Annotated in this window: 21 protein-coding genes and 1 pseudogene; 18 read left to right on the top strand and 4 right to left on the bottom strand. The window is 61.2% G+C overall.

Annotated features, from left to right (window positions below):
* Nucleotides 1–87: 87 nt before the first annotated feature.
* Nucleotides 88–1,785 carry a sulfatase-like hydrolase/transferase gene (locus LOY38_RS11365; protein WP_258700090.1) on the bottom strand — a complete coding sequence of 566 codons (1,698 nt, stop codon included), beginning with the start codon at nucleotides 1,783–1,785 and terminating at the stop codon, nucleotides 88–90.
* Nucleotides 1,786–2,182: 397 nt separating this feature from the next.
* Between LOY38_RS11365 and LOY38_RS11360 the strand changes: the two genes are divergently transcribed.
* The 16 genes from LOY38_RS11360 to LOY38_RS11285 are packed head-to-tail and all read left to right on the top strand — an operon-like array spanning nucleotide 2,183 to nucleotide 20,197.
* Nucleotides 2,183–3,535, top strand: coding sequence for a UDP-glucose/GDP-mannose dehydrogenase family protein (locus tag LOY38_RS11360; RefSeq protein WP_258700089.1), 1,353 nt, complete (start codon nucleotides 2,183–2,185; stop codon nucleotides 3,533–3,535).
* Complete coding sequence (locus LOY38_RS11355) at nucleotides 3,532–4,590, top strand: NAD-dependent epimerase (protein WP_258700088.1); 1,059 nt, start codon at nucleotides 3,532–3,534, stop codon at nucleotides 4,588–4,590. The genes LOY38_RS11360 and LOY38_RS11355 overlap by 4 nt, the downstream gene beginning before the upstream one ends.
* Nucleotides 4,587–5,333 (top strand): sugar transferase, encoded by a 747-nt coding sequence (locus tag LOY38_RS11350; RefSeq protein WP_258700087.1) that lies wholly within the window; start codon nucleotides 4,587–4,589, stop codon nucleotides 5,331–5,333. The genes LOY38_RS11355 and LOY38_RS11350 overlap by 4 nt, the downstream gene beginning before the upstream one ends.
* The gene (locus LOY38_RS11345; protein WP_258700086.1) at nucleotides 5,334–5,978 is read left to right on the top strand and encodes a CpsD/CapB family tyrosine-protein kinase; all 645 of its coding nucleotides are present in this window, start codon (nucleotides 5,334–5,336) and stop codon (nucleotides 5,976–5,978) included.
* A gap of 23 nt (nucleotides 5,979–6,001) precedes the next feature.
* Nucleotides 6,002–7,024: a polysaccharide biosynthesis/export family protein gene (locus LOY38_RS11340; RefSeq protein WP_258700085.1), complete on the top strand. Its 1,023-nt coding sequence runs from the start codon at nucleotides 6,002–6,004 to the stop codon at nucleotides 7,022–7,024.
* A 17-nt stretch (nucleotides 7,025–7,041) separates the two neighbouring features.
* The gene (locus LOY38_RS11335) at nucleotides 7,042–8,637 is read left to right on the top strand and encodes a Wzz/FepE/Etk N-terminal domain-containing protein (protein ID WP_258700084.1); all 1,596 of its coding nucleotides are present in this window, start codon (nucleotides 7,042–7,044) and stop codon (nucleotides 8,635–8,637) included.
* A gap of 32 nt (nucleotides 8,638–8,669) precedes the next feature.
* Entirely contained in the window at nucleotides 8,670–9,725 is a 1,056-nt protein-coding gene (locus LOY38_RS11330; protein ID WP_258700701.1) for a glycosyltransferase family 4 protein, read from the top strand.
* On the top strand, nucleotides 9,722–11,089 hold the full coding sequence (locus LOY38_RS11325; RefSeq protein WP_258700083.1) for an O-antigen ligase: 1,368 nt from the start codon (nucleotides 9,722–9,724) through the stop codon (nucleotides 11,087–11,089). Before LOY38_RS11330 ends, LOY38_RS11325 begins: the two co-directional genes overlap by 4 nt.
* Nucleotides 11,086–12,054, top strand: a complete 969-nt coding sequence (locus LOY38_RS11320) for a glycosyltransferase family 2 protein (RefSeq protein ID WP_258700082.1) — start codon at nucleotides 11,086–11,088, stop codon at nucleotides 12,052–12,054. Before LOY38_RS11325 ends, LOY38_RS11320 begins: the two co-directional genes overlap by 4 nt.
* Entirely contained in the window at nucleotides 12,047–13,183 is a 1,137-nt protein-coding gene (locus tag LOY38_RS11315; RefSeq protein ID WP_258700081.1) for a glycosyltransferase family 2 protein, read from the top strand. The genes LOY38_RS11320 and LOY38_RS11315 overlap by 8 nt, the downstream gene beginning before the upstream one ends.
* A gap of 12 nt (nucleotides 13,184–13,195) precedes the next feature.
* Entirely contained in the window at nucleotides 13,196–14,197 is a 1,002-nt protein-coding gene (locus LOY38_RS11310; RefSeq protein ID WP_258700080.1) for a polysaccharide deacetylase family protein, read from the top strand.
* Nucleotides 14,194–15,498, top strand: coding sequence for a lipopolysaccharide biosynthesis protein (locus LOY38_RS11305; RefSeq protein WP_258700079.1), 1,305 nt, complete (start codon nucleotides 14,194–14,196; stop codon nucleotides 15,496–15,498). The genes LOY38_RS11310 and LOY38_RS11305 overlap by 4 nt, the downstream gene beginning before the upstream one ends.
* Nucleotides 15,495–17,414, top strand: coding sequence for a hypothetical protein (locus tag LOY38_RS11300; RefSeq protein WP_258700078.1), 1,920 nt, complete (start codon nucleotides 15,495–15,497; stop codon nucleotides 17,412–17,414). The genes LOY38_RS11305 and LOY38_RS11300 overlap by 4 nt, the downstream gene beginning before the upstream one ends.
* 31 nt (nucleotides 17,415–17,445) lie before the next feature.
* A complete protein-coding gene (locus LOY38_RS11295; RefSeq protein WP_258700077.1) occupies nucleotides 17,446–18,666 on the top strand; it encodes a GNAT family N-acetyltransferase in 1,221 nt (406 codons plus the stop codon).
* The gene (locus tag LOY38_RS11290; protein ID WP_258700076.1) at nucleotides 18,638–19,450 is read left to right on the top strand and encodes a ChbG/HpnK family deacetylase; all 813 of its coding nucleotides are present in this window, start codon (nucleotides 18,638–18,640) and stop codon (nucleotides 19,448–19,450) included. The genes LOY38_RS11295 and LOY38_RS11290 overlap by 29 nt, the downstream gene beginning before the upstream one ends.
* Before the next feature lie 57 nt (nucleotides 19,451–19,507).
* Nucleotides 19,508–20,197 (top strand): N-acetyltransferase, encoded by a 690-nt coding sequence (locus tag LOY38_RS11285; RefSeq protein ID WP_258700075.1) that lies wholly within the window; start codon nucleotides 19,508–19,510, stop codon nucleotides 20,195–20,197.
* A 172-nt stretch (nucleotides 20,198–20,369) separates the two neighbouring features.
* Here LOY38_RS11285 and LOY38_RS11280 read toward each other — a convergent pair whose 3' ends face one another.
* Nucleotides 20,370–21,176, bottom strand: coding sequence for a bifunctional 2-polyprenyl-6-hydroxyphenol methylase/3-demethylubiquinol 3-O-methyltransferase UbiG (locus LOY38_RS11280; RefSeq protein ID WP_258700074.1), 807 nt, complete (start codon nucleotides 21,174–21,176; stop codon nucleotides 20,370–20,372).
* 114 nt (nucleotides 21,177–21,290) lie between these two features.
* Nucleotides 21,291–22,175: a LysR family transcriptional regulator gene (locus tag LOY38_RS11275; protein WP_258700073.1), complete on the bottom strand. Its 885-nt coding sequence runs from the start codon at nucleotides 22,173–22,175 to the stop codon at nucleotides 21,291–21,293.
* A gap of 160 nt (nucleotides 22,176–22,335) precedes the next feature.
* Between LOY38_RS11275 and LOY38_RS11270 the strand changes: the two genes are divergently transcribed.
* Nucleotides 22,336–23,352: an alpha/beta hydrolase gene (locus LOY38_RS11270; RefSeq protein ID WP_258700072.1), complete on the top strand. Its 1,017-nt coding sequence runs from the start codon at nucleotides 22,336–22,338 to the stop codon at nucleotides 23,350–23,352.
* Nucleotides 23,353–23,519: 167 nt separating this feature from the next.
* Nucleotides 23,520–23,973, top strand: a pseudogene (locus LOY38_RS11265) (cyclic nucleotide-binding domain-containing protein); the annotation flags it as partial.
* Nucleotides 23,974–24,093: 120 nt separating this feature from the next.
* Here the strand turns inward: LOY38_RS11265 and ycaC are convergent.
* On the bottom strand, nucleotides 24,094–24,720 hold the full coding sequence (gene ycaC, locus LOY38_RS11260) for an isochorismate family cysteine hydrolase YcaC (RefSeq protein WP_223488182.1): 627 nt from the start codon (nucleotides 24,718–24,720) through the stop codon (nucleotides 24,094–24,096).
* Between the last annotated feature and the right edge of the window lie 46 nt (nucleotides 24,721–24,766).

Below are 24,766 nucleotides of genomic sequence, written 5' to 3'. Positions count from 1 at the left end.
GCGATGGTGTACGAAAGATTTGCGTGCACCTCAATCACCTGTGGGAGCGGGCTTGCTCGCGAAGAGGCCGCTCAATCGCTCAAAATCTCACTGCCCCACCGCCACACTCGGCACCACCTGCCCCGGCGTCACAATGCTGTTCAAATCAATGTACTTCCACGCAGGCACAGCGCCGAGCCGCGCATTGAACCGATAGTTAAACGTGAAATCGTCCACCGTCGGCACGCTCAACGGTTTGCCATACACCGCCTCGATCCCCGCCAGGTCATAGCCCATCAACTGCAGCAACGTCGGGAAGATGTTGTAGTGACTGGAGCGATCCTTGTTGGCCGGCAACTGCGCCTGCCAGTCCAGGGTCTTCAAATCGCTGCCCGAAATCACCACCAACGGCACCACCCCCTCCTCCTCCACCGGTTCACTGCCGCAGTGAGTGTTGAGCCCGGGGTTACCGCGCTCATGCAGGTCCTGTCCATGGTCCGAGGTGTAGATCAGCAGCGCATTGCGCAAATCCGCCTGCGCGAAAACCCGTGCGAAGAACTCGCCGACATTCCACAGCACGGTATTTTTGTAGGCATTGCGGTACAGCACCCAATCATCCGGCTGGCCGTTGAAGCCATCGCGTTTGCCCGTGTCCGCCACCTCGACAAACTGCCCACGGGGCAACGCCGGCCGGTAGGCCATGAAGGCATCCGGGTACTTGTCGTGCACTGGAAAATGCGCGCCGACCTTGTTGATCACCACCAGTTCCGGTTTGCCGTCGTTGAGCAGGTCGATCAGCTTGGCTGCCGCTGCCATGTCGCGGTCGCGCACGCCGGTCTGGTCGAATTGCACGAACTCGTCGATGTCCTGCTTCTCGGCATTGTTCATCAGGTTCTGCAAGTTGCCGCCAGTGCGCTGGGCGTCGATGTAAACCGTGCGCAGCCCGGCCTTTTTCGCGTACTGCCAGATCGACGGCAGCGTGGTGTTGATCCGCATGTAATCGGTGCGAGTGCCGCCATAGCGCAGGGTGACGTTGGTGTCGGCACTGCAATTGGCGATGGACGCGGCGTAGCCATAATTGAAGATGTCCACACCCGGGTGCGGCTCCTTGAGGTTGCTGTGCACACCGAACGGCGTGTTGATGTCCAGGTAATTGCCGGAAATGCTCTCGTCGATGATCAGCACGATGTCGTAGCCCACGGGCTGATCGATGCGCGCCAGGTTCACCGGTTCACGCGGGCCGACGGTGTTGTGCAGCGCTTCATAGGTAAACAGATTCAGATAGGCCAACGGCGTGTACATGATCGGCAAGCCACGGGCGCCCTCGCCGGCCCGCACGAACAGCACCGCGCTGAGCAACAACACCCCGAGCACCGGCGCCGCCACCAACAGCGCCCCTGGCGCCGGCAACCGTCGACGCGGCTTGAGCCCGATCCCCAACAGCAACAACAAGCCACTGACCATCGCGCTGATGATCGCATCGCGGTACTGGTAAGCCGCTTCCTGGATGAACCCGCCGGAATACACCAGCGACACAAAACTGCTGTAAGTCAGGTAACTGGCGGTCACGTGCGTGTAGACGTCAAAGAAAACCGCCGAGCCAAACATCGCCAACGCGAACAAATGACGGATCAGCGTCTGGCGGATGTACGCGGTCATGAACAGCGCAATCGTCAGCACCACGAACATCCCGCCATACAGCAGCATCGGGATTCCGATGCCCAGTGCATCGAGACGATCGAGGTAATAGTCGTAATTCTTGAGTAGATACAGAACCAGCAACAGTTCCTTGAGGTATCGGATCATGGTGGTGCAGTACCTCCATGGCTGCCATTAGCCAATGGAAACCAATGATTGTCAGCTATTTTCTGACACTAGCACTAAGCCATCGAAGCGCAAGAAATGCCGGTTTTTTGCCAAAAGCGTCAAAAAAATGTTGCCTCAAATCTGACACGCCAAAGTTCCTGTAACCCTTGTAATACAAGCCTTGCGACCGTCTATCGTTTTCTTGAAAACCTCAGCAAGCCCTCAAAACCGCGACAAATCCAGCAACGGCAAGCACTTGATAGCAAATAGCCCGTGAAATCAGGGTTTCCGACCCGCGCTACCCGTCATTTTGCTGACACGCTTTCCCACGGCTGGGCTATACCCCTTTTGACAGTCTCATTTCAGTTACATCCACCGTCTTACGAGGCACGCCAATATGGACGTGAGCGTATTTGGTACCGGCTACGTCGGCCTTATACAAGCCGCAGCATTGGCTGATGTCGGACATCGCGTCCTGTGCGTGGATATTGACTCCAACAAGATCAGACAACTGCAGCAAGCCGTGCCTCCAATCAGCGAGCCGGGACTGTCCAGCACCCTGGAAGACAACATCAAAGCCGGTCGTCTGCTCTTCACCACTCAGGCCAGCGACGCGGTCGAGCATGCCGAGCTGATTTTCATCGCGGTAGGTACCCCCGCCGATGAAGACGGTTCCGCCGACCTCAGCCATGTACTGAATGTAGCCCGGCAGATCGCCAGTCTCATGGAGTCCGATCGCACCCTGATCATCAAGTCCACCGTGCCGGTGGGCACTGCGGACCAGGTGGCGAGCGCCGCCCACGAAGCGCTGCAACACCGAGGCAAAGGTGCGTTGAACGTGCGGGTGGTGTCCAACCCGGAGTTTCTCAAGGAAGGCAGCGCCCTGGCCGATTGCATGCGTCCGGACCGGATCATCGTCGGCACCAATGACGATGAAGCACGCAACCAGTTGAGCGAACTCTATGCGCCGTTCTGCCGCAACCGGGAAAAGCTCATGTTCATGGACAACCGCAGTGCCGAGCTGACCAAGTACGCGGCCAATGCGATGCTCGCCACGCGCATCAGTTTCATGAACGAACTGGCCAACCTCACCGAGCTGTTGGGGGCTGACATCGAAGCGGTGCGCAAAGGCATCGGCTCGGACCCACGCATCGGTTACCACTTTATCTACCCCGGCTGCGGCTTCGGCGGCTCATGCTTCCCCAAGGACTTGCGCGCCCTGCTGCACACCGCCGAACACAACGGCATGCCATTGCGTCTGTTGCGCAGCGTCACCGACGTGAACGACAGCCAACGGCACATTCTGATCAGCAAACTGAAGGCGCAATTCCCCAACGGGCTGGCCGGCCAGTCCATCGCGATCTGGGGCCTGGCTTTCAAACCCAATACCGATGACATGCGCGAAGCCCCCAGCCGTTACCTGATGGAGGCGCTGTGGGCCGAAGGCGCGAGCGTGCAGGCTTACGATCCGGAAGCCATGTCCGAGTGCCGGCGCATTTACGGCTACCGCAATGACCTGCACCTGTGCGCCACCCGCGACGACACCCTGGAAGATGCCGACGCGCTGGTGATCTGCACCGAATGGAAAAACTTCCGTGTGGTCGACTTCGACCTGCTGGCGAGCAAACTGCGCGCGCGGGTGATCGTCGACGGCCGCAACCTTTACAACCCGGAACACGCGGCGGCGGCTGGTTTGCACTACAGCGGCATCGGGCTTCGGCACATCGCTCCCGAGGCACCACGATCATGAAGATACTCGTCACTGGAGCGGCCGGATTCATTGGTGCCCATTGTGTGTTGCGGCTGTTGCGTGACGGGCATCAGGTGTGCGGGCTGGACAACTTCAATGATTACTACGACCCGCAACTCAAACACGATCGCGTGGATTGGGTGCGCGAGCAGGTCGGCGACTTCCCCCTCGCGAAAATCGACCTGGCCGATGCCCAGGCCCTCGACGCACTGTTTGTGTGTGAACAACCGGAAGTGGTGATTCACCTCGCGGCCCAGGCCGGGGTGCGGCACTCCCTGGAAAATCCCCGGGCCTACCTCGACAGCAATTTGAGCGGGTTCCTGAATATCCTCGAAAGCTGCCGTCACCACCCGGTCAAGCACTTGATCTATGCCTCGTCCAGTTCGGTGTACGGCGCCAACCAGCACACGCCTTACTCGGTCAAGGACAACGTCGACCACCCGTTGTCGCTGTACGCCGCGACCAAAAAAGCCAACGAGTCGATGGCCCATAGCTACAGCCATCTGTTCGGCATTCCCTGCACCGGTTTGCGTTTTTTCACTGTGTACGGGCCTTGGGGCCGGCCCGACATGTCGCCGATCCAGTTCGCCCGGGCGATTGCCGAAGGGCAGCCGCTGAAGCTGTTCAACTACGGCCAGCACCAGCGGGACTTCACCTACATCGACGACATCATCGAGAGCATCGCCCGCCTGCTCGAACGTGCCCCCCAAGCGGCACCGGACTGGAACCGCAAGCAACCGGACCCGGCCAGCAGCATGGCGCCGTGGCGCATTTACAACATTGGCGGACAGCAGCCAATAGCGCTCAAGGACTACCTGGCGCTGCTGGAAAAACACCTCGGACAGAAAGCCCTCGTCGAGTTGCTGCCCCTGCAACCGGGTGATGTGCTCAACACCTGCGCCGATGCCAGCGATCTGGCGCAAGCCACCGGTTTCCAGCCACGGATCGAGCTGGATGAAGGACTCGGACGATTCATCGCCTGGTTCCGTGACTACTACCCACTGCGCAGCGCCCACTCGCCACTCATGGCCGGGCTTCAGCGGAGGACTCTATGACTGGACATGAAAAAGGCGTGTTGCTCGATCACATGCAGCGTGACAACCGCCTGGACCCCGAGCACCGAATGCGCCTCGACAAGGCGATCCACATGCAGGGTCGCGGCTGGATGACCGGCCGCAACGGCGGTCGCCCCTGGACCCTGTCACGAACCAACCGAGTGTTCGCATGCCTCGGTGCACTGGTGATTTTGCTGCTGATCTCCCCAGTGCTGCTGGTTCTGGCGCTGGTGATCAAATTCAGCAGCCCGGGGCCGGTGATGTTCGTGCAGAAACGCACCGGCTATCGCGGCCGCATGTTCGGCATGTACAAGTTCCGCACCATGGTGACCAACGCCGAGGAGCTCAAGGAGTCCCTGCGATATCTGAACAAGCACGGCGCCGACGCCATCGACTTCAAGATCGACGACGACCCGCGGATTACCCCCATCGGCGGCTTCCTGCGACGCAGCAGCCTCGATGAGTTACCGAACCTGATCAATGTGGTGAGCGGCGACATGCGTTTGGTGGGCCCGCGGCCAACCTCGTTCAACGCCCATCGTTACAAGGATAGCCACCTTGCACGCCTGAGCATCTACCCCGGCATGACCGGCCTGTGGCAGATCTCCGGGCGCAGCAATATCGACTTCGACCAGCGCGTTGAGTTGGATCTCACCTACATCGCCGAGCAGAGCCTTTTGCTTGATCTGAAGATCCTGTTGAAAACCCCCTTCAAAGTATTCAGCGGCCACGGAGCGAGTTAAATGGACGGTTCATCGAACAAAAGCCTGACCATCGCCAGCCCGAGCGAGTCCAACCTGACCTCGACCGTGCTCGACCTGGATCTGCGGATCCTCTTCCTGACCGCTGCCAATGCAGGCGCCGGCACCACCACCAGCGCCCTGGCGCTGGCCAAGCAACTGGCGTCAATGAGCAGCGGCCAAGTGTTACTGGTGGACGCCAGCCAGTCGGAGACCAACCTCACGCAACAGCTGGGGCTGAGCAAAGAGCGCGGCTTTCGCGACCTGCTGTTCAACGCCTCCCCGCCATTGTTGCAGGACTGTCTGGTGAACGTCTCCAGCCTGCCCTTCCACATCCTGCCGAACGGGCGGCACATCCGCGGCGCCGAGCACCTGACGACTGAACAGCTGGCCCCGTTGCTCAACCAACTGGGCGATCGGTATCGCTTTGTGGTGATCGACGGCGACGCGGTGTATTCGGCCGCCGACACCCTGGTCATCAGCACCCTGGTGGACGGCGTGATCATGGTGGTGCGCGCCGAAGACACGCGCTGGGAAGTGGCTCAGGCCGCGGTCCAGCGCTTGACCCAGGCCGGCGCAAAACTGGTGGGCAGCGTCTTCAACCGACGCAAGTACTACATGCCCAAATGGCTCTACAAAAACCTGTAAGCAACCGCAGAAAGGATGACGCCATGAACGCCAAAATGCTTCTCCTGCTGTTGCTGCCGCTTGCAGGCTGCTCCAGCACCAGTGAAACCCAGAGTATGCCGGTGCAGATCCTCACGGCCGCGCCGGCCAACGCCCAGGCCACCGACATGCCCAGGGTCGAACAGACCCTGCGGCCCAAGGACGTGCTGGATGTGATCTTTCACATCAGTACCACTGGCTCGGGCGCTTACCGCATTCAGTCCGGTGACCAGGTCGCCCTGAACTTCACCGCGGCCAGCCAGCTCAATGGCACTCAACTGGTGCTGCCCGACGGTACCATTGAACTGCCGGGGGCCAATACCGCGGTGAAAGTCGCCGGGCTGACGTCGGTCGAAGCGCGGCAGGAGATCCAGCGCGTCTATGAGCGCAAATCCCTGTTCCAGCCCAATCGCAACCAGGTGACTGTGCTGGTCACCAGCCCGCTGAGCAGCGAGCAGAACCTCAAGACCACCCTGAACCACCCCGCCACCGGCATGAGCCGGGAGATTACCGTGGGCAACGACGGCTATGCCAGTTTCCCGGAAATCGGCTCCGTGCCGCTGCAAGGCATGACCGTCAACCAACTGGAAACCTTCCTCAATCAGCGCTACGCGCAATTGCCGGGGCGAATGACGGTCGACGTCATGCTCAAATCCACGTCGGGCAACGAAATCTATGTGCTGGGTGAAGTTGCGCAACCGGGCTCCTACCCGATCAACCGACCCGTCTCGGTGCTTGAAGCGCTGACCCTGGCCCGTGGCACCAACGTCAAGGCGCGGCTCGACTCGGTGGTGATCATGCGCCGCAACGGCAATCAGGTGCAGGCCGTGCGCTACGACGTGGAAAAAGCCTTGTCCGGTGACGCGTCGCAGATTGCTTACCTGCAACCGGACGACATGCTCTACGTGCCCAAGACCAAACTGGCAAGCGCTGGTGAGCTCGCGCGGCAACTGGCGGACGTGGTGTTGTTCCAGGGGGTCGGCTTCGGCTTCGGCTACCGCGTCGACAACAAAGGCAGTAACAACTAACGCTCAGGTAACCGATCATGAACCCAAAGGAAAACTACCTGCATGAGTTCTTCAGGATCTTCTTCGCCAACAAGCGGTTGGTGAAGCGAATCTTCCTGAGCTTTGCAGTGATTGCCCTGCTCTTGCCGCTGATGCTCAAACAGAGCTTCGATATCACCGCGCAGGTGCTCGTGCAGTCCAAAAAACTCTCTCAGGGAGACGCCACCACGTCCCTGACCCAAGGCGACGCCTCTTTCATTCCGCCGTCACTGGCAGACATGGAAACCGAGAGCAACATCCTGCGCTCACCGGCCCTGATCCGTCAGACCATCAGCGACCTGCAGGCCAAAGGCGAGTACAAGCCCAACCCCGGGGCCTTCAGCACACTGGTGACCGGACCGATCAAACGTTTCGTGGCCACCCCCTTGCGTGAATACGTGATCAACCCGGTGCGCGACGCGTTCGGGCTTGAAACCGATCCCGAGCGCGATACCGACCTGGATGTCTTCACCCAACAGGCCACCGAGAACCTGAGGATCGATACCCTGCCGGGATCCAACGTGATCTCGATTGTCTACAGCTATGGCGATCCTGCCCAGGGCACGCGATTTGTCGCGCAGTTGCTGCGAAACTACCTGACCAACCGCCAGGAACTGCAATCGATCGAATTGCCGCAGAGTTTCTACGAAACCAAGAAGAAGCAATATCAGGTGCGCCTCGATGGCCTGGAAGGCACACGACTGGCGTTGCTCGAAGGGGTAGGCTCGTCCGATCCGAAGGAAGAAATCACCTTCCGCCTCAACGCCATCAACACCGAGGAAGAGGCCCTGAACCAGTATCAGGATCGCCTGTTGCAAAGCCAGCGCTGGCTCGACTACCTGAAAACCGCCCTGACAGCCGCCACCAGTACGTCGCGGCTCAGCGATTACACTTTCCCCTTCACGTTCACCACCACGGTGGACAACATTGCCTTCGAAGACCGGGAGATCCGGCAACTGGGTGAACAACTGACGACTCAGGTCGCCCGTTACATGAACGACCTGGCGGTATTCCAGCCAGGCAGTGAACCGATGCTGTTGACCCGTGAGCAGATTTCCCGCACCCGTCAGCAGTTCCTGAAGATCGTCAGCAACCGGATTCAGGAGCGTACCAACGACCTGGCGATCGTCACCGCGGTGATCAACCAGAAAACCGCGCGCATCGCCGCGTTCAAGAACCGCATTCATCAATTGCAAGTGGCTCAGAGCAAGTTGCAGCAGATGGACACCGAGATCACTGCCTTGCACGCGGCGTTCTCCACCTACGCGCAGCGTTTTGCCGAAAGCAGCACCGCCCGTTCGCTGGACAACAATATTTCCAACGCCAAGGTGCTCAGCCCACCGTACGAACCGACCGAGGCAGCGTATCCCAAACCGCTGCTGATCATCCCGTTCGGGATGCTGACCGGTCTGCTGCTGGCGATTGCCTTCGTCTACGTGCGTGAGTTCTTCGATCACCGCTTCAAACATCCAGCGCAAATCACCCATGAACTGGGCATGCCGGTGCTGTTGGTGATCAACGATCAGAACACCCTGCCGAACAACCCGCACAAGAACTGGACCGTGCCCAGCTTCATGTATTGGGTGCGCCATTGAACGGGCCGCTCAACGCCAGCGCGCTGCCGATCATGCATTTGATCAGCAGCGGCGGCTTCTATGGCGCTGAGCGGATGTTGCTGGACCATTGCCTGGCGACGCCGGGGCAACATCAAGTGCTGTTTCTGGATGCGCCGCCAGCCCTGATCGATCGGTTCCGCGAGGCCGGGGTCGACTGCCGTGCTTTTGCGGGACTGGGGCAATTGCTGGGTCATTTACGTCAGCGGCGGGCTGAACAGCCGCTGATCAATACGCACAATTTCAAGGGTCTGCTGTTTGGCTGGGTCGGCGCGACGTTGTTGGATTTACCGTTGGTGATTACCCAGCATGGCTTCACGCCGCGCAGTCGCAAGCAACGCTTCTACGGCTGGCTGAGCCTGCAATTGTGCCGCACGGCGTCGGTGCATCGCGTGGTTTGCGTGGCAGAAAGTATCGCCGTGCTGCACCGCAAGGCCAGTGTCCGGACGGAGAAACTGCAAGTGATTCCCAATGGTCTGCCAACAGCCAGCAACCGGCTGCCCGACAACGTCAAACACCCGCGCTGGCTGGCGGGTTACGTCGGGCGACTGAGCAACGAAAAAGGCCCGGACCTGTTTCTCGATGCCCTGATCCCACTCTGCCAGCAACACCCGCAACTGGACGCCGTGATGCTCGGCGACGGCCCGGAACAGGAAATCCTGCTGGCGCGGATTGCCGCTGCCGGCTTGCACGAACGCATCACCTTGCCGGGTTACCAGACCGACATGAACCGGTGGTGGCAGCAACTCGATGCACTGGTGATCAGCTCGCGCACCGAGGGCACGCCGATGATTCTACTGGAAGCGATGCAGGCCGGAGTGCCCGTAGTGGCGTTCAGCGTCGGCGGGATTCCCGATGTGCTGGAGGACCGGCACAACGGCCTGCTGGCGACACCCACCGACAGCGCCGCCCTCGCCCGGCAGATCGATACGCTGCTGAATGAGCCGGCACTGGCTCGCGAATTGATCGACAACGCAAAACGTACGCAATTGGACCGTTACGACCTGAAGGCTTTGGCTGAACGCTGGTCGCAGCTTTATATCCGTACTGCACGGGAGGCACGCGCGTGATCTTTCCGCTCTCGATCGTCAGTCTGCTCGCCCTGGTCTGCCTCGGTTTGCTGGCCAGTCCTTATCCATTTCTGGCGCCGGGCGCAGTGCTCGGCCTGGTGGCTGTCGCGGTGCTGTACCGAAAACCCGCCTGGGGTTTGTTGGGCATCGCGGCGCTGGTGCCGTTCGAAGGTTTCTTCAAGGGCAGCGCACTGTCGGGCACCAAGTTCATCGGGGCGTCACTGGCACTGATCCTGATGTTGCAACTGGCCATGCACCAGATTCCGTCCGAGCGCCTGCGCAGCAACATCTGGCGCTTCCTGATCGGCTTCATGGTGTTGTACGGGTTGAGCATGATCAATACCGACAACCTGGACATGTCCCAGAGTCATCTGCGGGAACTGTCTGTCGGCTTGATTCTGTTTGTGATTACCTTGCTGATCGGCCGTGAGCTGAACCTCGATCTGTTCGCCCGGCTGGTGACCCTCAGCGTCAGCGCGACCTGCGTGCTGGCCATGTTTTCCATCAAGTATCAGGACCAGGGCCGCGCCGCCGGGTTGCTGGAAGACCCGAACTCGTTTGCCCTGCTGATCGCCTTCGCCGTGCCGTTGGGCCTGCTGCTGGTGATCCGTGGCCCGAACCTGTTGCACCGATTATTCTGGGGCGCCTGCTGCATTTTGCTGCTGGGCGGCATGACCAAGACCGAATCCCGTTCCGGGTTGGTGGTGCTGTTCCTCAGTTTGATGATCGGTGCCTGGCACTACCGCGCTCAGTTGCCACGCATCCGTCCGCGCCATCTGGGTTTTGCCATGCTCGGCCTGGTGCTCGTGATTCCGCTGGCCATTTATTCGATGCCGGCCGGTTACGTCGCGCGCATCCAGTCCTTGAGCATCTTGAAGGCCGGCGCCAAGAGCCAGGACGAATCCCTTGGCCGCCGCGCGTCATACCTTGTGGTCGGCAGCCAGGTCATTCGTGAGCACCCGTTACTCGGTTCCGGCCCCGGCACCTTCCCGCTGCAGTACGCCACCACCGGTTACGCCAAAGCGTTTTCCGCCAACCGCAAGCCGGGCGACCTGTATCGCCGCGCTCACAACACTTATCTGGAAATCTTCAGCGAAGTGGGGATTCCCGCCGGGCTGTTGTTCGTCGGCATGCTGGGCCTGGGGATGTACAACCTGATCCGCGCCCGACACGCCTGGTTGCTGCGACGCAACTGGGAACAGGCCGACATGATCACGCACCTGGGTATCAGCTATCTGTCGCTGCTGCTGTTCTTGATGTTCCTCAGCGCACCGAATCACAAATACCTGTGGATCATGCTCGCGCTGACTTGCGTGCTGCGCCTCAAGGCTGAAGAACATCCGCCGACGGAGGCAAGGGCATGAGCCGCATCAGCCTCGTCATCCCGATGTACAACGAAGCCCGACACATCGGCCGCACCTTGCTCGCCGCGAAAAAAGCCGCCGAAGCCGCCAGGCTGGAATGCGAGCTGATCGTGGCCGATAACGGCTCCGACGATCAGGGCCCGCACATCGCTCGCCAGCTCGGGGCGCAGGTGCTGGTGCTGCCCGGGCTGCTGATCGGCGCCCTGCGCAATCGCGGGGCGGCGATGGCGACAGGCGAATGGCTGGGCTTCATCGATGCCGATATCGAGATGCCCGAGGACTGGCTCACGCTGTTGTTGAGCATCCAACCCGCGGCTCAGGTCGACGTCCTGGGACTGGACCTGCACACCCCGGCCGAAGCCCCGTGGTATGCCAATGCCTGGCAACGCCGCACGTTGCGCCCGAACGATGAAACGCTGAAAACAGTGCGATGGCTGCCCAGCTCCAACCTGTTGATGCGTCGTCCATGGTTCGACAAGGTCGGCGGCTTCAACGAAAACCTGCGCACCGGCGAAGACAAAGATTTCACCATGCGCCTTTCCCACTCTGGCGCACGCCTGCTGTCCGTCAACCAGAGCGTTGCCCTGCATTGGGGTTACGAGAGCAGTTGGCGCGAATGGATGGGCAAGGAGTTCTGGCGTCAGGGCAGTCACCTGCAACTACTGCGCAGCCACGGCATGAATCTGCGTTTACTGCGTTTCCCGATGCTGTCGATCATCGCCTGGGTGTTGGATTTCATGGCGCTATCCGCCCTGCTCAACGGTTCCGCCCCACTGGCGCTATTCATGCTGTTCGTCACCAGCCTGCCAGCGCTCGCCCAGAGCCTGCGGCAAAGCCTGAAACACCACGACCTGCGCCTGACGCTGCAACTGTGGGGCCTGCATTGGGTGCGTCTGCACCTGGCTGGTGCAGCGCTCATTTTGAGTCTTTGTCATTGGAATGCCAGGAGGCCGGCCCGTGGCTGAATTCATTTTCTGGTTGTGCCTGCTATTGCCGGTGTATGCCTGGCTTGGCTATCCGCTGCTGCTGACGCTGATCGCGCCATTGTTTCCTGCGCGGCGTCATGTGTCGGCGCCACCAATGAACGTGAGCATTATCATCGCCGCGCACAACGAGGCCCGGCATATCGAAGACAAACTGCGCACCCTGCTCGCTCAGGATTATCAGGCGCACTCACTACAAATCATTCTGGCCAGCGATGGCTCCACGGACGATACCGTGGCCTGCGCCCACAAGGTCATTGACCCGCGCATCAGCGTGCTCGACCTGCCCCGTCAGGGCAAGGCGGCCACCTTGAATGCCGGCGTCGCCCTGAGCACGGGCGAGATTCTGGTGTTCACCGATGCCGACAACCAATGGTCGACCGACACCCTCGGCCAGTTGCTCGCGCCCCTGGCCGATCCTGAGGTCGGGGCCTGTGCCGGGCACATGCTGATCCCGGTGCCGGGCAAGGGCCTGAGCCTGGGCGACAGCCTTTATCGGCATTACGAAGGCTGGTTGCGCAAGATGGAAAATCGCACCGGCTGCATGGTCTCCGCCGACGGCGCCCTGCTCGCCCTGCGCCGCGAGTTGTTCCAGAACGTGCCGGCGGAGGTCAACGATGATTTCTTTATCAGTACCTGCGCGCCGGTGGCGTTCAAACGCATCGTCTATGTGCCCGAAGCACAAGTGAGCGATCAAGGCGTCGACGAAATCGCCAAGCAATGGCGTCGTCGCCAGCGCGTCACCGTCGGCGGCCTGCAAAGCCTGGCCCAGCGCCGGGAACTGTTGAACCCCTGGCGCCATGGCCTGTATGCGATTGCGCTGATCAGCCACAAACTGATTCGACGCCTGGCACCAGTCCTGTTGCTGCCGTTGTTGCTGAGCAATTGCTGGCTGTGGAATGTCCATGGCTTCTATCGCCTGAGCCTGATCGCGCAACTGCTCGGTTATGTGGTGGCCATCGCCGGCCTGTTGGATGTGCAACACCGTTTGCCCAAACCCTTTCGCCTCGCCGCGTTCTTTCTGGTGACCCTTGCCGGGATGAGTATCGGTCTGTGGCAGTTCCTGCGTGGCCAGCGGTACGCGCAGTGGAACCCCGAGCAAAATCGTTGACAGGACCGCGCCATGGCGATCAGACAATTATTAAAACGCACCAGTGGCTGGCTTTATCTCAACTCGCCGGTAGGCCGTCACCAACTGCAAGGTGCCGGGGTGATCCTGATGCTGCACCGGGTGCTGGCCAATGACCGCGCCGCCGACCTGCCCCATCGCAATGAACTGTGCGTCGGGCCGAAGGCCTTTGCCCATCTGCTGCTCTGGTTGAAGAAACACTTCGATTGCGTGCCATTGATGGAGATCTTGCAACCCGACACCTTCAGGTCGGAGCGGCCCAAAGTCGCGCTGACCTTCGACGATGGCTGGCGCGACAACGCACTGAATGCCTTCCCGTTGCTGAAAAAGCATCAGATGCCGGCGAGCATTTTTCTCTCCACCGACTTCATCGGCAGCCGGCAACGCTTCTGGTGGGAAAGCCTGGGGGAAACCCTGTGGCACAGCCACGGCGAAAAAGCCCGGACACACTTGATTGAATGCCTGCGACAGGTCGGGCGACCGCTACCGGTGCTGCTCGATGATCTGGATGTACAGCGTCGTAGCCTGGCGCTTTTGCATTTTCTGCAAAGCCTGAAAAGTCTGCCACCGGGCGAACTGAGCCGGCTCACCGATCAATGCCCCGAAGAGTCGTTGCCCCAGGCGCTGGACTGGCATCAAGTGCGCGTGCTGGAAGCCAGCGGGTTGATTCGCTTCGGCCCTCACGGCGCCAGCCACGCGATCCTCACCGGCCTTGACGATCAACACCTGGATGAAGAACTGAGCCGCAGCCGCAATGCACTTTTGAAAGGCTGCAACCGGCCGCTGCCGGTCTACTGCTACCCCAACGGCGACCACGATGCGCGGGTGCGCGAACATGTGGCCGAACACGACTTCCCGTTTGCCCTGGGCACCGCCACCGGGATTTATCGTGGCGTCGACGACCCATTGGCCTTGCCACGGATCGGCATCAGCCAGCGCACGGCGCGCAATCCGGAATTGCTGTCGTGGCGCATCTACCGCGGAGCCCGGCCATGAGTCGCAGCCACTACCTCAAACACCTGGCCCTGAGCATGGGCACCAAACTGGCGATGATCGGCCTGCGGCTGCTGCGCAATGTGTTGCTGGCGCGGATTCTGGGCCCCAGCGAACGCGGCCTGTTTGCGCTACTCAGTACCCTGCCCGATTTGATCAGCGCCGCCACCAGCGGCGGGCTGAATTCGGCGGTGGGGTATCAGGCGGCCAAGCAACGGCCCATGGGTTTGCTGCTGAGCCAGGTGCTGGTGTTCGGTTGCCTGCTGGCGGGTTTGCTGACGTTGCTGGTGGTGGCGCTGGTGCGGGAGTTCGGCAGCGAACTCGACATCACCACGCAACTGGGACTGCTCGCCTGGCTGTTGCTGCTGGCGGTGCCGCTGACTGTACTCAAGAGCGGCCTGCTGACCTTGCACAACGCGTCGGGCGGTGTGGTGGCGTTCAATGCCTTGCGGCTGGTGGAATCCCTGGCGCCCCTGTTGCTGTTTATCGCCTTGTTCTGGATGTGGAAAGACGCCGCGCTGGAAGCGGCGCTGATCAGTTGGCTGGCCGGCATCAGCCTGGTGGTGCTGGCCGGTTGGGTCTGGCTCAAACGTGCGCAACCCTTGACGTTGCAATGGGACCGCGCCAGCCAGAAAGAACTGTTGCGCTACAGCGCCCGCAGCCATCCGGACCTGTTGTTCCAGCAAGTGATTCTGCGCTCCGATTACCTGTTCATCGGCGCCCTGCTCGGCAGCACCGCGTTGGGTCATTACGCCATGGCCAGCGCTGCCGCCGAGCTGTTGCTGATCGTCCCGGAGGCGGTGACCACGCCGCTGATGAAACGCCTGCTGCAACAGGACGAAGGCATGGATCGCCTGACGCCGTTGGCCCTGCGCCTGACCGCCACGGTGATGCTCGGCGCCTGCCTGACCATGGCGGTGATCGGTGAATGGCTGATCGTCACGCTGTTCGGCATTGCCTATCAGCCGGCCTACCCAGCGTTACTGGCGCTGCTGCCGGGGCTGCTCGGCCTTTGCTATGCGAGCATCCTGCGCCTGGACTTGCTGGGTAAAAATCGCCCCGGCACGATTTCGCTGTTGATGGGTCTCGGCGCGTTGCTGAACCTGGCCCTGAACCTGCTGCTGATCCCGATGTATGGCATCGTCGGCGCCGCAGCGGCATCGTCCATCGCCTACCTGGCCGTGACCGTCGCGCTGCTGGTGATGTACTGCCGGTTGAGCGGCGTACCGGTCTGGCAAACCCTGATCATCCTGCCCAGCGATGTGGCACCGATGCTTCAGATGCTGCAACGGAAATCGGCATGAAACGCCTCGTGCTGCTGTTGAGCCTGGGCCTCGGTTTGAGCGCCCAGGCGGCGCCGATGCGCTGGGCCGACATTCGCGACGGCAGCCTGTACCTGCAAGCGGACCGCCCCGACACGCTGACCATTCGCTGGGTCCCGGCGTGGCAGGCGGATGCCAACGAAGAACACCTGTACCTGCTCGACGGCAACGGCAACCTGAAAGGTGATCGCCTGATCGCCGCCAGTGAAACCCAAGGCAGACAGAGCTGGCCGTTGGCGCCCGGTGCCGCCAGTTATCGACTGGAAATTCCGGGCTACAGCTTCCGCCGCTACACGGTCGAACACGACGAACGCACCGTGGCGTTGTTCGCCCCGGCCAAGGTGCATTTCAGCGCCGAAACCCGTGGCGGCGATGAACTGTATTTCAAAGTCGCACCGGGGGAACACGCGGTGCTGGCCGGCAAGTTTCACGGTGGTGTCGGTGCCCTGCTGGCCCAGCGTGTGGGCGATAACAAACAAGTGACGCTGGCGCTGAAACCCTATCGCGCCTATTGGCAATTCGATCAGCTTGAACTGCCCGTCACTCAGGACGAACAAGTCTGGCGCCTGCGCCTGCAAGGCAGCGGCAAGGTCGCGTTCTGGCTCGATGGCACGGCAAACCTGTTCGCCCAGAACCCGCAACAACTCAAGCCGCTGCGCGAGGACGATGGCCAGACCCGGCTGACCTTGCATAAAGAGACGCTCGGCCCGACCCCGAATCTGGGCATTTACTTGCCCTACGTACTGCCGCCGCAATCCAGTTTCGCGGCGCTCGACGCCCTCAAACCCCAGGCGGGCTCCTATTACAGTTTCGTCGACGTCACCGCGCAGAATCCGCACCACGAAGATGCGTTCCGCCAGCTTTATCAGAACCGCTTCGGTATCACGCAGGACATCACGCTGTTGGCCGGCAGCCAGCGCCAGGCCGATCTGCGAGCCGACCCCCAGAGCAACGCCGGCCTCGACGCCTGGCTCGCCGCGACCCGCGCCCTCGGCGGCAAGGGCGTCCACTACATCGCGTTCGCCGACGAGCCGAACCTCAATTACCCGAGCTACGCCAACTATCAGGCGATCTTCAACAGCATGGCCCGGCAGGTGCGCAGCGACCCGGCCAACGCCAGGGCCGGCATACGCATTGCCATGCCCGCCAGTTCGCGCTTCGTCAATGGCCCGTTCGCCGACGATGCCGCCGACAAGCGCGGTATCGACTGGGCACGGCGCCTGCTGGCCGAATCCGGCGGGCAGATCGACGCCCTCGCCTGGCACGAATGGATGGTTCGCGACCTGCTGGCAACCCGCGTCTACCGCGACAGCGTGCGCCGCGCCGCCGAACTGGTGGGCCTCGATGCCCAAGGCCGGCCACGCAAGGCCTTGCTGCTGGACCAGACCAACCTGTCCAGCGGCTCAAGCCTGAGCCCCTACGATCAGGAAACCCATTTCGCTTCGCTGTGGTGGGCCTCGGTGGTCATCAACTCGGCGCAGGACGGGTTGCTGGACATGCTCAACTGGTTCCAGGCCGCCGACGAACCGAACTACCCCAAAGGCATGGTGCGGGTGCTGGGTGGCGATCGTTTCGAACTCAAACCGGTGGGCCTGGCCCAGCAATTCATCCAGCAGCATTGGCTGAAAAACGTCATGCGCCTGGACAATGACGCCTTCGAAGTCGACGTGCTGGCCATGGCCACCGAGCGCCAACGCAGCCTGTTGGGCGTCAATAAGGGCACCCGCGCGCAACGCGTCGATCTGGCCGGGGCGACCTGCCCGCTGACCAAGGGAGCGCTGGTGTATTTCGGTGCCGACAGTCGCAGTCGCGAAGGCACATTCAACTGTCAGAACGGTCGCGTCAGCTTCGATCTGCCTGGGCAAACCCTGTTTGCCCTGAGCTGGAGCGCCTCATGAACGTCCATGAGTTATGCGGCGGCCTGAACCTATGATGGCTCGATTCGAATGGCGCACGTCGCTGTGCGCTCCAGACTTTCCAACAGCCGCCTATGAGGGGTTGTGCTGGCGCGTGACGGACCACACGCCGTTCAACACCCTCGCCTGGCTGCGTGCATCGGAACAGGCACTGACCGCTGGGGAACGCTTGCACGTTCTGCTGGGCTGGCAAGGCGATGAATTGGCCTTGTGCCTGCCACTGGTGGTATCCGTGGAGCGCTTTGGCGGGCTACCGTTTCGGGTGCTGCATCACCTCGGTTATCCCTTCACCGATCGCCTGGCCCTACTCAGCTGCCTGGATGCCGACAGCATGCGCAAGGCACTGGTGATCATCCGCCGTCGCGTGCCCCATGCGATGCTGCAACTCAATGAATTGTCCGAACCCATCGGCGAAGAAAGTGCGCTGACCACCTGGATGGCCCACAGCTCGACCGGCGAGCGCCGCCTCAGTTGTCGGGTGCCGGTGCACCTGATCAGCGATGCCGACCGCCAGGAAGTGTCCGGCGACCCGCGCTACAAACTGCGCCGGGCGCGTAAACGCATCGCGGCTTGCGGTGCCGAGGTCCGACGGATAACCCCCGACGCTTCCACCATCGGGCCGCTGTTGCAGGCCCTCGGCGAAGTCGAAGCACAGAGCTGGAAAGGCCTTCAAGGTGTGGGGATTTTCACCAGCGACCGCAGCCGACAATGGATCGAACGGGCCTTCAGCGCCCTCGCCGAACAGGGACTGGTGCGGGTGGTGCTGCTGGAACTGGGCGGGCGCTGCATCAGTTACCGCATCGGGTTGCTGGAACAGGGCCGGCTGTACGACTACAACCTGGCGTTCCTGCCGCAACACGCAGACCTGGGCAGCGGTCGCGTGCTGCTCGAAGAGTGGATCCGCTGGGGGCTGGATGACAACTGGCATTGGGTCGACGCCTCGCGGGTCAGCCTGGAAAACTCCAGCCATCAACTCCTGGAGCGCATGACCGGGCAACTGGAGCACTGGCGCTGGAGTTTCTATTCCTGGCGTCCCAGCGGCCTCGTCCTGGGGCTGGCTCTGCGGCTCTGGCACCGGCTCAAACCCTGGTTAAAAAAATGGCAGGCCTGGCGTGCAGCGGCGCTGGTTACTCCTACGCTTACTGCTATGCAGGCTCCCGTCGTCAAAAGCCCTGCACCCACCGAAAAAGACAGAGAGGGCGAACATGCCTCGCCAAGTCATAGTCAACGCTGACGATTTCGGCCTCAGCCCGAGCGAAAACGCGGTGATACTGGGTGCCTTTCACGCCGGGGTCATCAGCTCCGCGACCGCCATGGCCAACATGCCGGCCTTCGAAGCCGCCTGCGCCCTGGCCCGGCAACCATTGCTCAAGGGGCGGATCGGGCTGCATTTCAACCTCACGTATGGCCGGCCGTTGAGCCTGTCGATTCTCGCGCGTTCGACGTTCTGCGACAGCCAGGGCGAGTTCGACCTCAGCCTGCCCCGCCACAGTCTCCGGCTCAACCGCCAGGATCGCGACGCGGTGCTGGAGGAACTCGAAGCCCAATGGCAACGCTGCCTGGACAACGGCCTGCACCCCAGCCACCTCGATTCCCATCAGCATGTGCACAACATTTGGCCCATTGGCGATATCGTCGCGCGTTTCGCCGCCAGCCAAGGGGTGCCCGTGCGACTGGCACGCGACCTGGGCAGTAACCTGAGTGTGTCCAAGCGAGTGTTCAAGACGTTGCTCAACCATCGATTGAACAGCCTGGCCGGAGCGAGCGCCCAGAACGTATGCACCCCGGTCGATTTGCGCAACGTGGTGATGCCAATCGACGGCCTGCTGGAAATCGTCGTCCATCCGATCCATATCGGCGCCGACTTTGGCGATGCCTATCTGGACCCGGGCGAGTCGCTGAGCCATGTGCTGGATCAGCGTCTTGGCGGTGTTCCGAGGGTGTCCTACGCCGTTGTGCCGAGGGCGTTCAAAGAGGAACCGCAATACTCAACCGAACTGTACCCGTTGAAATCCTGATTCATTGCCATCGAAAACCTTACCCACCACACCCTGGCTTCGGCCTCGGAGGACTTCATGAGCGTCATCGACAAGCTTCGCGAACGCATCAAACAAAAAGGCCTGCTCCAAACACTCCAGACGCTCTGGAAACGCTATGTGTACTTCCATCGAGAGCTGCTATGGCTGGGGCGCGATCTGGTGACCCCGGTGGCGCCGCACAATCTGCGGCCCTATACGGGCTTGCGTCTGGTGACCATCACCCCGGAAAACGCCACGGCTTTCACCAAGTATTACGGTAACCGCGTCAAGGCCATGGCCGAAATCGCCGCCGAAGGTCACACCGGGCACATGTACGTGAACGAAGAAGGTGATGCCATCGGATTTATCTGGGGCAGCGCCAGGGACTACTTTGACCGGCACTATTACGGCTGCTGGTTCCGGGTCAATCCCGGTGAATTTTTCGAGTTCGGCGGTGAAATGATCCCGCTCTACTTTGGCACCAGCCTGTCGGTGGACGCCCAGTTCAAACTCTGGGATGCGATGCGGGCCAAAGGGTGCAACAAGATCGTGGACGTCTGCGATACCCGCAACATCCAGGCCATGAAAATGCACATCCGCATGGACTACCAGGAGCAAGGGCACATCACCCATGTCTACGACCTGTTCGGCCGCTGGCGCTTCTTTCGCGAAACCTACTACACCGGCTCGCGGCTGACCGCGCTGCGTAAACCGGAGCCGCAGCCAGCGACCGCGGCGCAGGCGTGAGTGGCCGATGGCGTTACTTGACTGAGGACCGTGTCGCCGCCATCGCGAGCAAGCTCGCTCCCACATTGGATTGAGGGTGCCCACCTATTTTGTGTTCACTGAAGATCAACTGTGGGAGCGAGCCTGCACGCGATGGCGTCAGTCAGTGCAACTCATTCCTCCGATCTGACACTCAGCGTTTCACCGCCACCAACGTGTAACACAGCGGCAACTGCGCTTTTTGCTGCTGATACTTGTCGTAGAGTTCTTCGCGATTGGAATGCGGGTATTCCTTGAAGTGGCTGATCTGCAACCCCGCCTCCACGGCACCGGTGAAGATCGCGCCCAAGGTATGGACGAACCAGTAGGACACCGAGGCCTGCTGTTCGACTTTGCCTTCGTAGACGATCGGTTGGTCCTGGACGAAAGGCTCACGGCGAAAATACGAGCTGTCCGGGCGATAGGGATCGGCTGACTCGGGGTCGAACATCTCCAGGAACGGGTGGGTTTCGTATATCACCAGGCTGCCGCCGGGCTTGAGGGTTTGCGCGACATGGCGCAAGAACTCGCCAATGTCCGGCATCCAGTTCAATACGCCGATGGTGATCAGCGCCACGTCGAAGCGCTGGTGAAGCTCCGTCGGCAGGTGATGGATGTCAGCCTCGATGAATTCGGGCTGATGAGGCGAACGGGATGCCAGCTCCCGGGCCTGATCAAGAAAGGCCCCGGACTGGTCGACGCCCACTACGCTGCGGGCACCCAGCGCAAACAGCGAAAGGCTTTCCCGGCCATTGTTGCAGCCCAGTTGCACCACATCCTTGCCATCGACACCGACCTGTTGGAGCAACCCGGTGAGGGTGTCATCCAGGCAGGAAAAATCGCCATGGCTCACGGCATCCAGGCGCGCCCGCCATTCGGGTGTGTCTTTGTGGTGTTGGGCGGAGTCATTCCACGCATCGCGATTGCTGGCGATGGCTTTTTCTTTTGTCGGCACTTCCATTGCATGCTCCAGATTCCGGGTCTTCGATTGACCGGCACGAGTCTAGATCAGCGTCAGGAAAAACCACATCAGGGGTTTGTTGCGATCTTGTAATCAGCGATGACGCGAGCCCTCTTATTGTTGATTCAGCCGCTCACGCAAGAACTCGATCAGCGCCTGCACCGGTCGCGAGGCCTGACGGTGCTGCGGGTAGACCGCTGATAAGGTCAGCGGCTCGGGGCGAAATTCGTCCAGTACCGACACCAGCCGACCGTCCTCCAGAGCCGAGCCGACGATGAAGGTCGGCAAGTATGTGATGCCCATGCCGGCGATGGCCGCATCCTTGAGCAGTTCACCGTTGTTGACCCGCATGCGCCCGGTGACGTTGACCGTCAGCGGTTTGCCCCGCCCTTCGAACCGCCATTGCACCTGGCGACCATGGCCGTAGGGCAGGCAATCGTGGGTGTGCAAGTCTTCGGGTTCAAGCGGCGTGCCACGCTCGGCCAGATACGCCGGGCTGGCGCAGTACACCCGCTCGATGACAGCGATGCGGCGCGCTATCAGGGTCGAGTCTTCCAGCACGCCGATGCGCAATGCCAAATCGTAACCCTCGCCGAGCAAGTCCACCGGCCGATCGCTCAGGTCGACCTCGACGACGACGTCGCGATAACGCTGCAAAAATACCGGCAGCAAACAGCCCAAATGTGCCACGGCAAACGACAACGGCGCACTCAGGCGAATGGTGCCGCGAGGCTCGATGGTCTGGCCGGCGATGCCCTGTTCCACTTGCTCGACTTCACTGAGCAGGCGCAGGGCCGATTCGTAATAACTCTGCCCCAACGGGGTGACGTCCAGCCGCCGGGTGGAGCGATTGAGCAGGCGCACGCCGAGGCGCTCTTCGAGTTGCATCAGGCGGCGGCTGACGAATTGCTTGGACAGGCCCAACTGATCGGCCGCCGCCGTGAAGCTGCCGGAGTCCATGACCTGACAAAAAATACGCATGTCTTCGAACGGGTTCATTGTCACTCCCTGATTGACAGTTAATCGCTTTATAGCCGCTTTTTCACTTTCCGGCACCTCATTAATCTGTGCTCACGGTGTTGCTGAGGCCTGAACCCCAGCGCCACAGCAGCCCGATCCCAAGGCATAAAAACTCAAACGATCTAAAAAGGATTTGCACATGAACATCAAGAAAACCCTCGCCACTTCCGTCCTCGCCCTGTCCATCGGCAACGCATTCGCCGCCGGCAGCCCCGGTGTCGAACACAGCACCCAGGCCTTCCTCGATGCCCTCGCCGCCGGCGGTGGCAAACCGCTGGAACAGCTGAGCCCGAAAGACGCCCGCGCGGTGCTGACCGGCGCCCAGGCTTCGGTGAAGGTTGATCTGTCGGGTGTTGAAATCAGCGACAAGGCGATCAAGGTCGATGGCCAGACCATCAACCTGAAAGTGGTGCGTCCGGCCAAGGTCAAGGGCGAGTTGCCAGTGTTCATGTTCTTCCACGGTGGCGGCTGGGTATTGGGCGACTTCCCGACTCACCAGCGCCTGATCCGAGACCTGGTAGTGGGCTCCGGCGCAGTCGCGGTATACGTCGACTACACGCCATCGCCGGAAGCGCACTACCCGACCGCCATCAACCAGGCCTACACCGCGACGAAATGGGTGGCCGAGCATGGCAAAGAGATCGGTGTCGACGGCAAGCGTCTGGCGGTGGCCGGCAACAGTGTCGGCGGCAACATGGCGGCGGTCGTGGCGCTGATGGCCAAGGAGCAGAATACCCCTGCCCTGCGCTTCCAGCTGTTGATGTGGCCGGTGACCAACGCGCAGTTCGACGACGGCTCGTACCAGCAATTCGCCGAGGGGCACTTCCTCACCAAAGGGATGATGCAGTGGTTCTGGGACAACTACACCACCAACCCGGCCGAGCGTGCGCAGATTCATGCCTCGCCGCTCAACGCCAGCGCCGAACAACTCAAGGGCCTGCCTGCCGCACTGGTGCAGACCGCCGAATTCGACGTGCTGCGTGACGAAGGCGAAGGCTACGCCCGCCACCTCGATGCGGCCGGTGTGCCGGTGACCTCGGTGCGCTACAACGGGATGATTCATGACTTTGGCCTGCTCAATCCGTTGAATCGGATTCCGGAAGTCAAAGCGGCGGTACGTCAGGCCGCGGCCGAGCTCAAGACGCATCTGAACTAAGTCCAACCGCTCGCCACACCCCAAGGTGTGGCGAGTTTTTTTGTGCCCGTCGGGGTGCAATCCATGAGCCTTTTCTCTGCCCACCTGTTGCCTTGGAGCACCCTGTGCTGGAACTGCCGGTCAAAGGTCTGCTCGCGACTTCCGGCGTGTTCGCCATCGTGATCGGTCTGGCGCTGCCAAACGACGTGCGCAATCAACTGTTCGACCTCGCCCATCGCCACTTGGAAGCGGCCGGCATCTCGCGACACCCCGACGGCGTGATCGAACCCTCGACCCGCGCTCGCGCGCTGCTCGATGAAGTGAAAATTTTCCACTCGCTGAGCCATGAGGAACGTGACCGCCTCGCCGAATCGATGGTCGCGCAACAATACGCTGCAGGCCAGGTGATGCTGGATCTGGATGAAGTGCCGGACAGCCTGTTCGTGATCGCCACCGGCGTCGTCAGCGCCAGCGTGCCGGACGGCGATGGTTTCACCGAGACCGGTCGCATGGGGCCGAGCGAAGTCATGGGCGTTGAACAAGTTGCAGGCCGTGCGGCAGCAGAATAGTCGGCTGGCGTTGATGGCCAAACCGGCGCCGATCAGGAAAGGTGGATTTTTGGGATGGTTGCAGAGTCGTTAAACAACTGTCAGGTACCGACCTTGTGGGAGCGAGCCTGCTCGCGAAGAGGGAATATCAGTGACATTAATGTCATCTGACACACCGCTTTCGCGAGCAGGCTCGCTCCCACAGGTTTTGCACTTATTTGGCGGTAAATTTCGTGTAGCTGTTGATCAGGTTGCGGTAGTTCGGCAGACGCTGGGACAGCAGGTTGGCCAGGCCTTCCATGTCGTTGCGCCAGTCGCCTTGCAGCTCGCAGGCCACGGAGAACCAGTTCAGCAGGTGTGCACCCGCCGCCGACATCCGCGCCCACGCCGCTTGTTGCACGGTGGTGTTGAAGGTGCCGGAAGCGTCGGTCACCACGAACACTTCAAAACCTTCGGCCAGGGCCGACAAGGTCGGGAACGCCACGCAGACGTCGGTCACCACGCCAGCGATGATCAGTTGCTTGCGGCCGGTAGCCTTGATCGCCTTGACGAAATCCTCGTTGTCCCAGGCGTTGATCTGGCCTGGGCGCGCAATGAACGGCGCGTCCGGGAACTGCTCTTTGAGCTCCGGTACGATCGGGCCATTCGGGCCGCTGTCGAAACTGGTGGTGAGGATGGTCGGCAGGTTGAAGAACTTGGCGATGTCGCCCAAGGCCAGCACGTTGTTCTTGAATTCGTTGGGCGAGAAATCCTGCACCAGCGAGATCAGGCCGGTCTGGTGATCGACCAGCAACACAACGGCGTCGTCTTTGTTCAGGCGTTTGTATGGAACATTGCTCATGTGAAACTCCTCGGAGGATGGACGTTGCTCAGGGCGCCGACACGAC

The organism is Pseudomonas sp. B21-015 (assembly GCF_024749285.1).
Taxonomy (GTDB): domain Bacteria; phylum Pseudomonadota; class Gammaproteobacteria; order Pseudomonadales; family Pseudomonadaceae; genus Aquipseudomonas.
This window is presented reverse-complemented; position numbering and strand designations above follow the sequence as displayed.

Excerpts from the sequence above, each read along its gene's own strand:
- LOY38_RS11365 (WP_258700090.1), bottom strand. The coding sequence starts at position 1,785 with ATGATCCGATACCTCAAGGAACTGTTGCTGGTTCTGTATCTACTCAAG.
- LOY38_RS11360 (WP_258700089.1), top strand. The coding sequence starts at position 2,183 with ATGGACGTGAGCGTATTTGGTACCGGCTACGTCGGCCTTATACAAGCC.
- LOY38_RS11355 (WP_258700088.1), top strand. The coding sequence starts at position 3,532 with ATGAAGATACTCGTCACTGGAGCGGCCGGATTCATTGGTGCCCATTGT.
- LOY38_RS11350 (WP_258700087.1), top strand. The coding sequence starts at position 4,587 with ATGACTGGACATGAAAAAGGCGTGTTGCTCGATCACATGCAGCGTGAC.
- LOY38_RS11345 (WP_258700086.1), top strand. The coding sequence starts at position 5,334 with ATGGACGGTTCATCGAACAAAAGCCTGACCATCGCCAGCCCGAGCGAG.
- LOY38_RS11340 (WP_258700085.1), top strand. The coding sequence starts at position 6,002 with ATGAACGCCAAAATGCTTCTCCTGCTGTTGCTGCCGCTTGCAGGCTGC.
- LOY38_RS11335 (WP_258700084.1), top strand. The coding sequence starts at position 7,042 with ATGAACCCAAAGGAAAACTACCTGCATGAGTTCTTCAGGATCTTCTTC.
- LOY38_RS11330 (WP_258700701.1), top strand. The coding sequence starts at position 8,670 with ATGCATTTGATCAGCAGCGGCGGCTTCTATGGCGCTGAGCGGATGTTG.
- LOY38_RS11320 (WP_258700082.1), top strand. The coding sequence starts at position 11,086 with ATGAGCCGCATCAGCCTCGTCATCCCGATGTACAACGAAGCCCGACAC.
- LOY38_RS11310 (WP_258700080.1), top strand. The coding sequence starts at position 13,196 with ATGGCGATCAGACAATTATTAAAACGCACCAGTGGCTGGCTTTATCTC.
- LOY38_RS11305 (WP_258700079.1), top strand. The coding sequence starts at position 14,194 with ATGAGTCGCAGCCACTACCTCAAACACCTGGCCCTGAGCATGGGCACC.
- LOY38_RS11300 (WP_258700078.1), top strand. The coding sequence starts at position 15,495 with ATGAAACGCCTCGTGCTGCTGTTGAGCCTGGGCCTCGGTTTGAGCGCC.
- LOY38_RS11295 (WP_258700077.1), top strand. The coding sequence starts at position 17,446 with ATGATGGCTCGATTCGAATGGCGCACGTCGCTGTGCGCTCCAGACTTT.
- LOY38_RS11290 (WP_258700076.1), top strand. The coding sequence starts at position 18,638 with ATGCCTCGCCAAGTCATAGTCAACGCTGACGATTTCGGCCTCAGCCCG.
- LOY38_RS11285 (WP_258700075.1), top strand. The coding sequence starts at position 19,508 with ATGAGCGTCATCGACAAGCTTCGCGAACGCATCAAACAAAAAGGCCTG.
- LOY38_RS11280 (WP_258700074.1), bottom strand. The coding sequence starts at position 21,176 with ATGGAAGTGCCGACAAAAGAAAAAGCCATCGCCAGCAATCGCGATGCG.
- LOY38_RS11275 (WP_258700073.1), bottom strand. The coding sequence starts at position 22,175 with ATGAACCCGTTCGAAGACATGCGTATTTTTTGTCAGGTCATGGACTCC.
- LOY38_RS11270 (WP_258700072.1), top strand. The coding sequence starts at position 22,336 with ATGAACATCAAGAAAACCCTCGCCACTTCCGTCCTCGCCCTGTCCATC.
- ycaC (WP_223488182.1), bottom strand. The coding sequence starts at position 24,720 with ATGAGCAATGTTCCATACAAACGCCTGAACAAAGACGACGCCGTTGTG.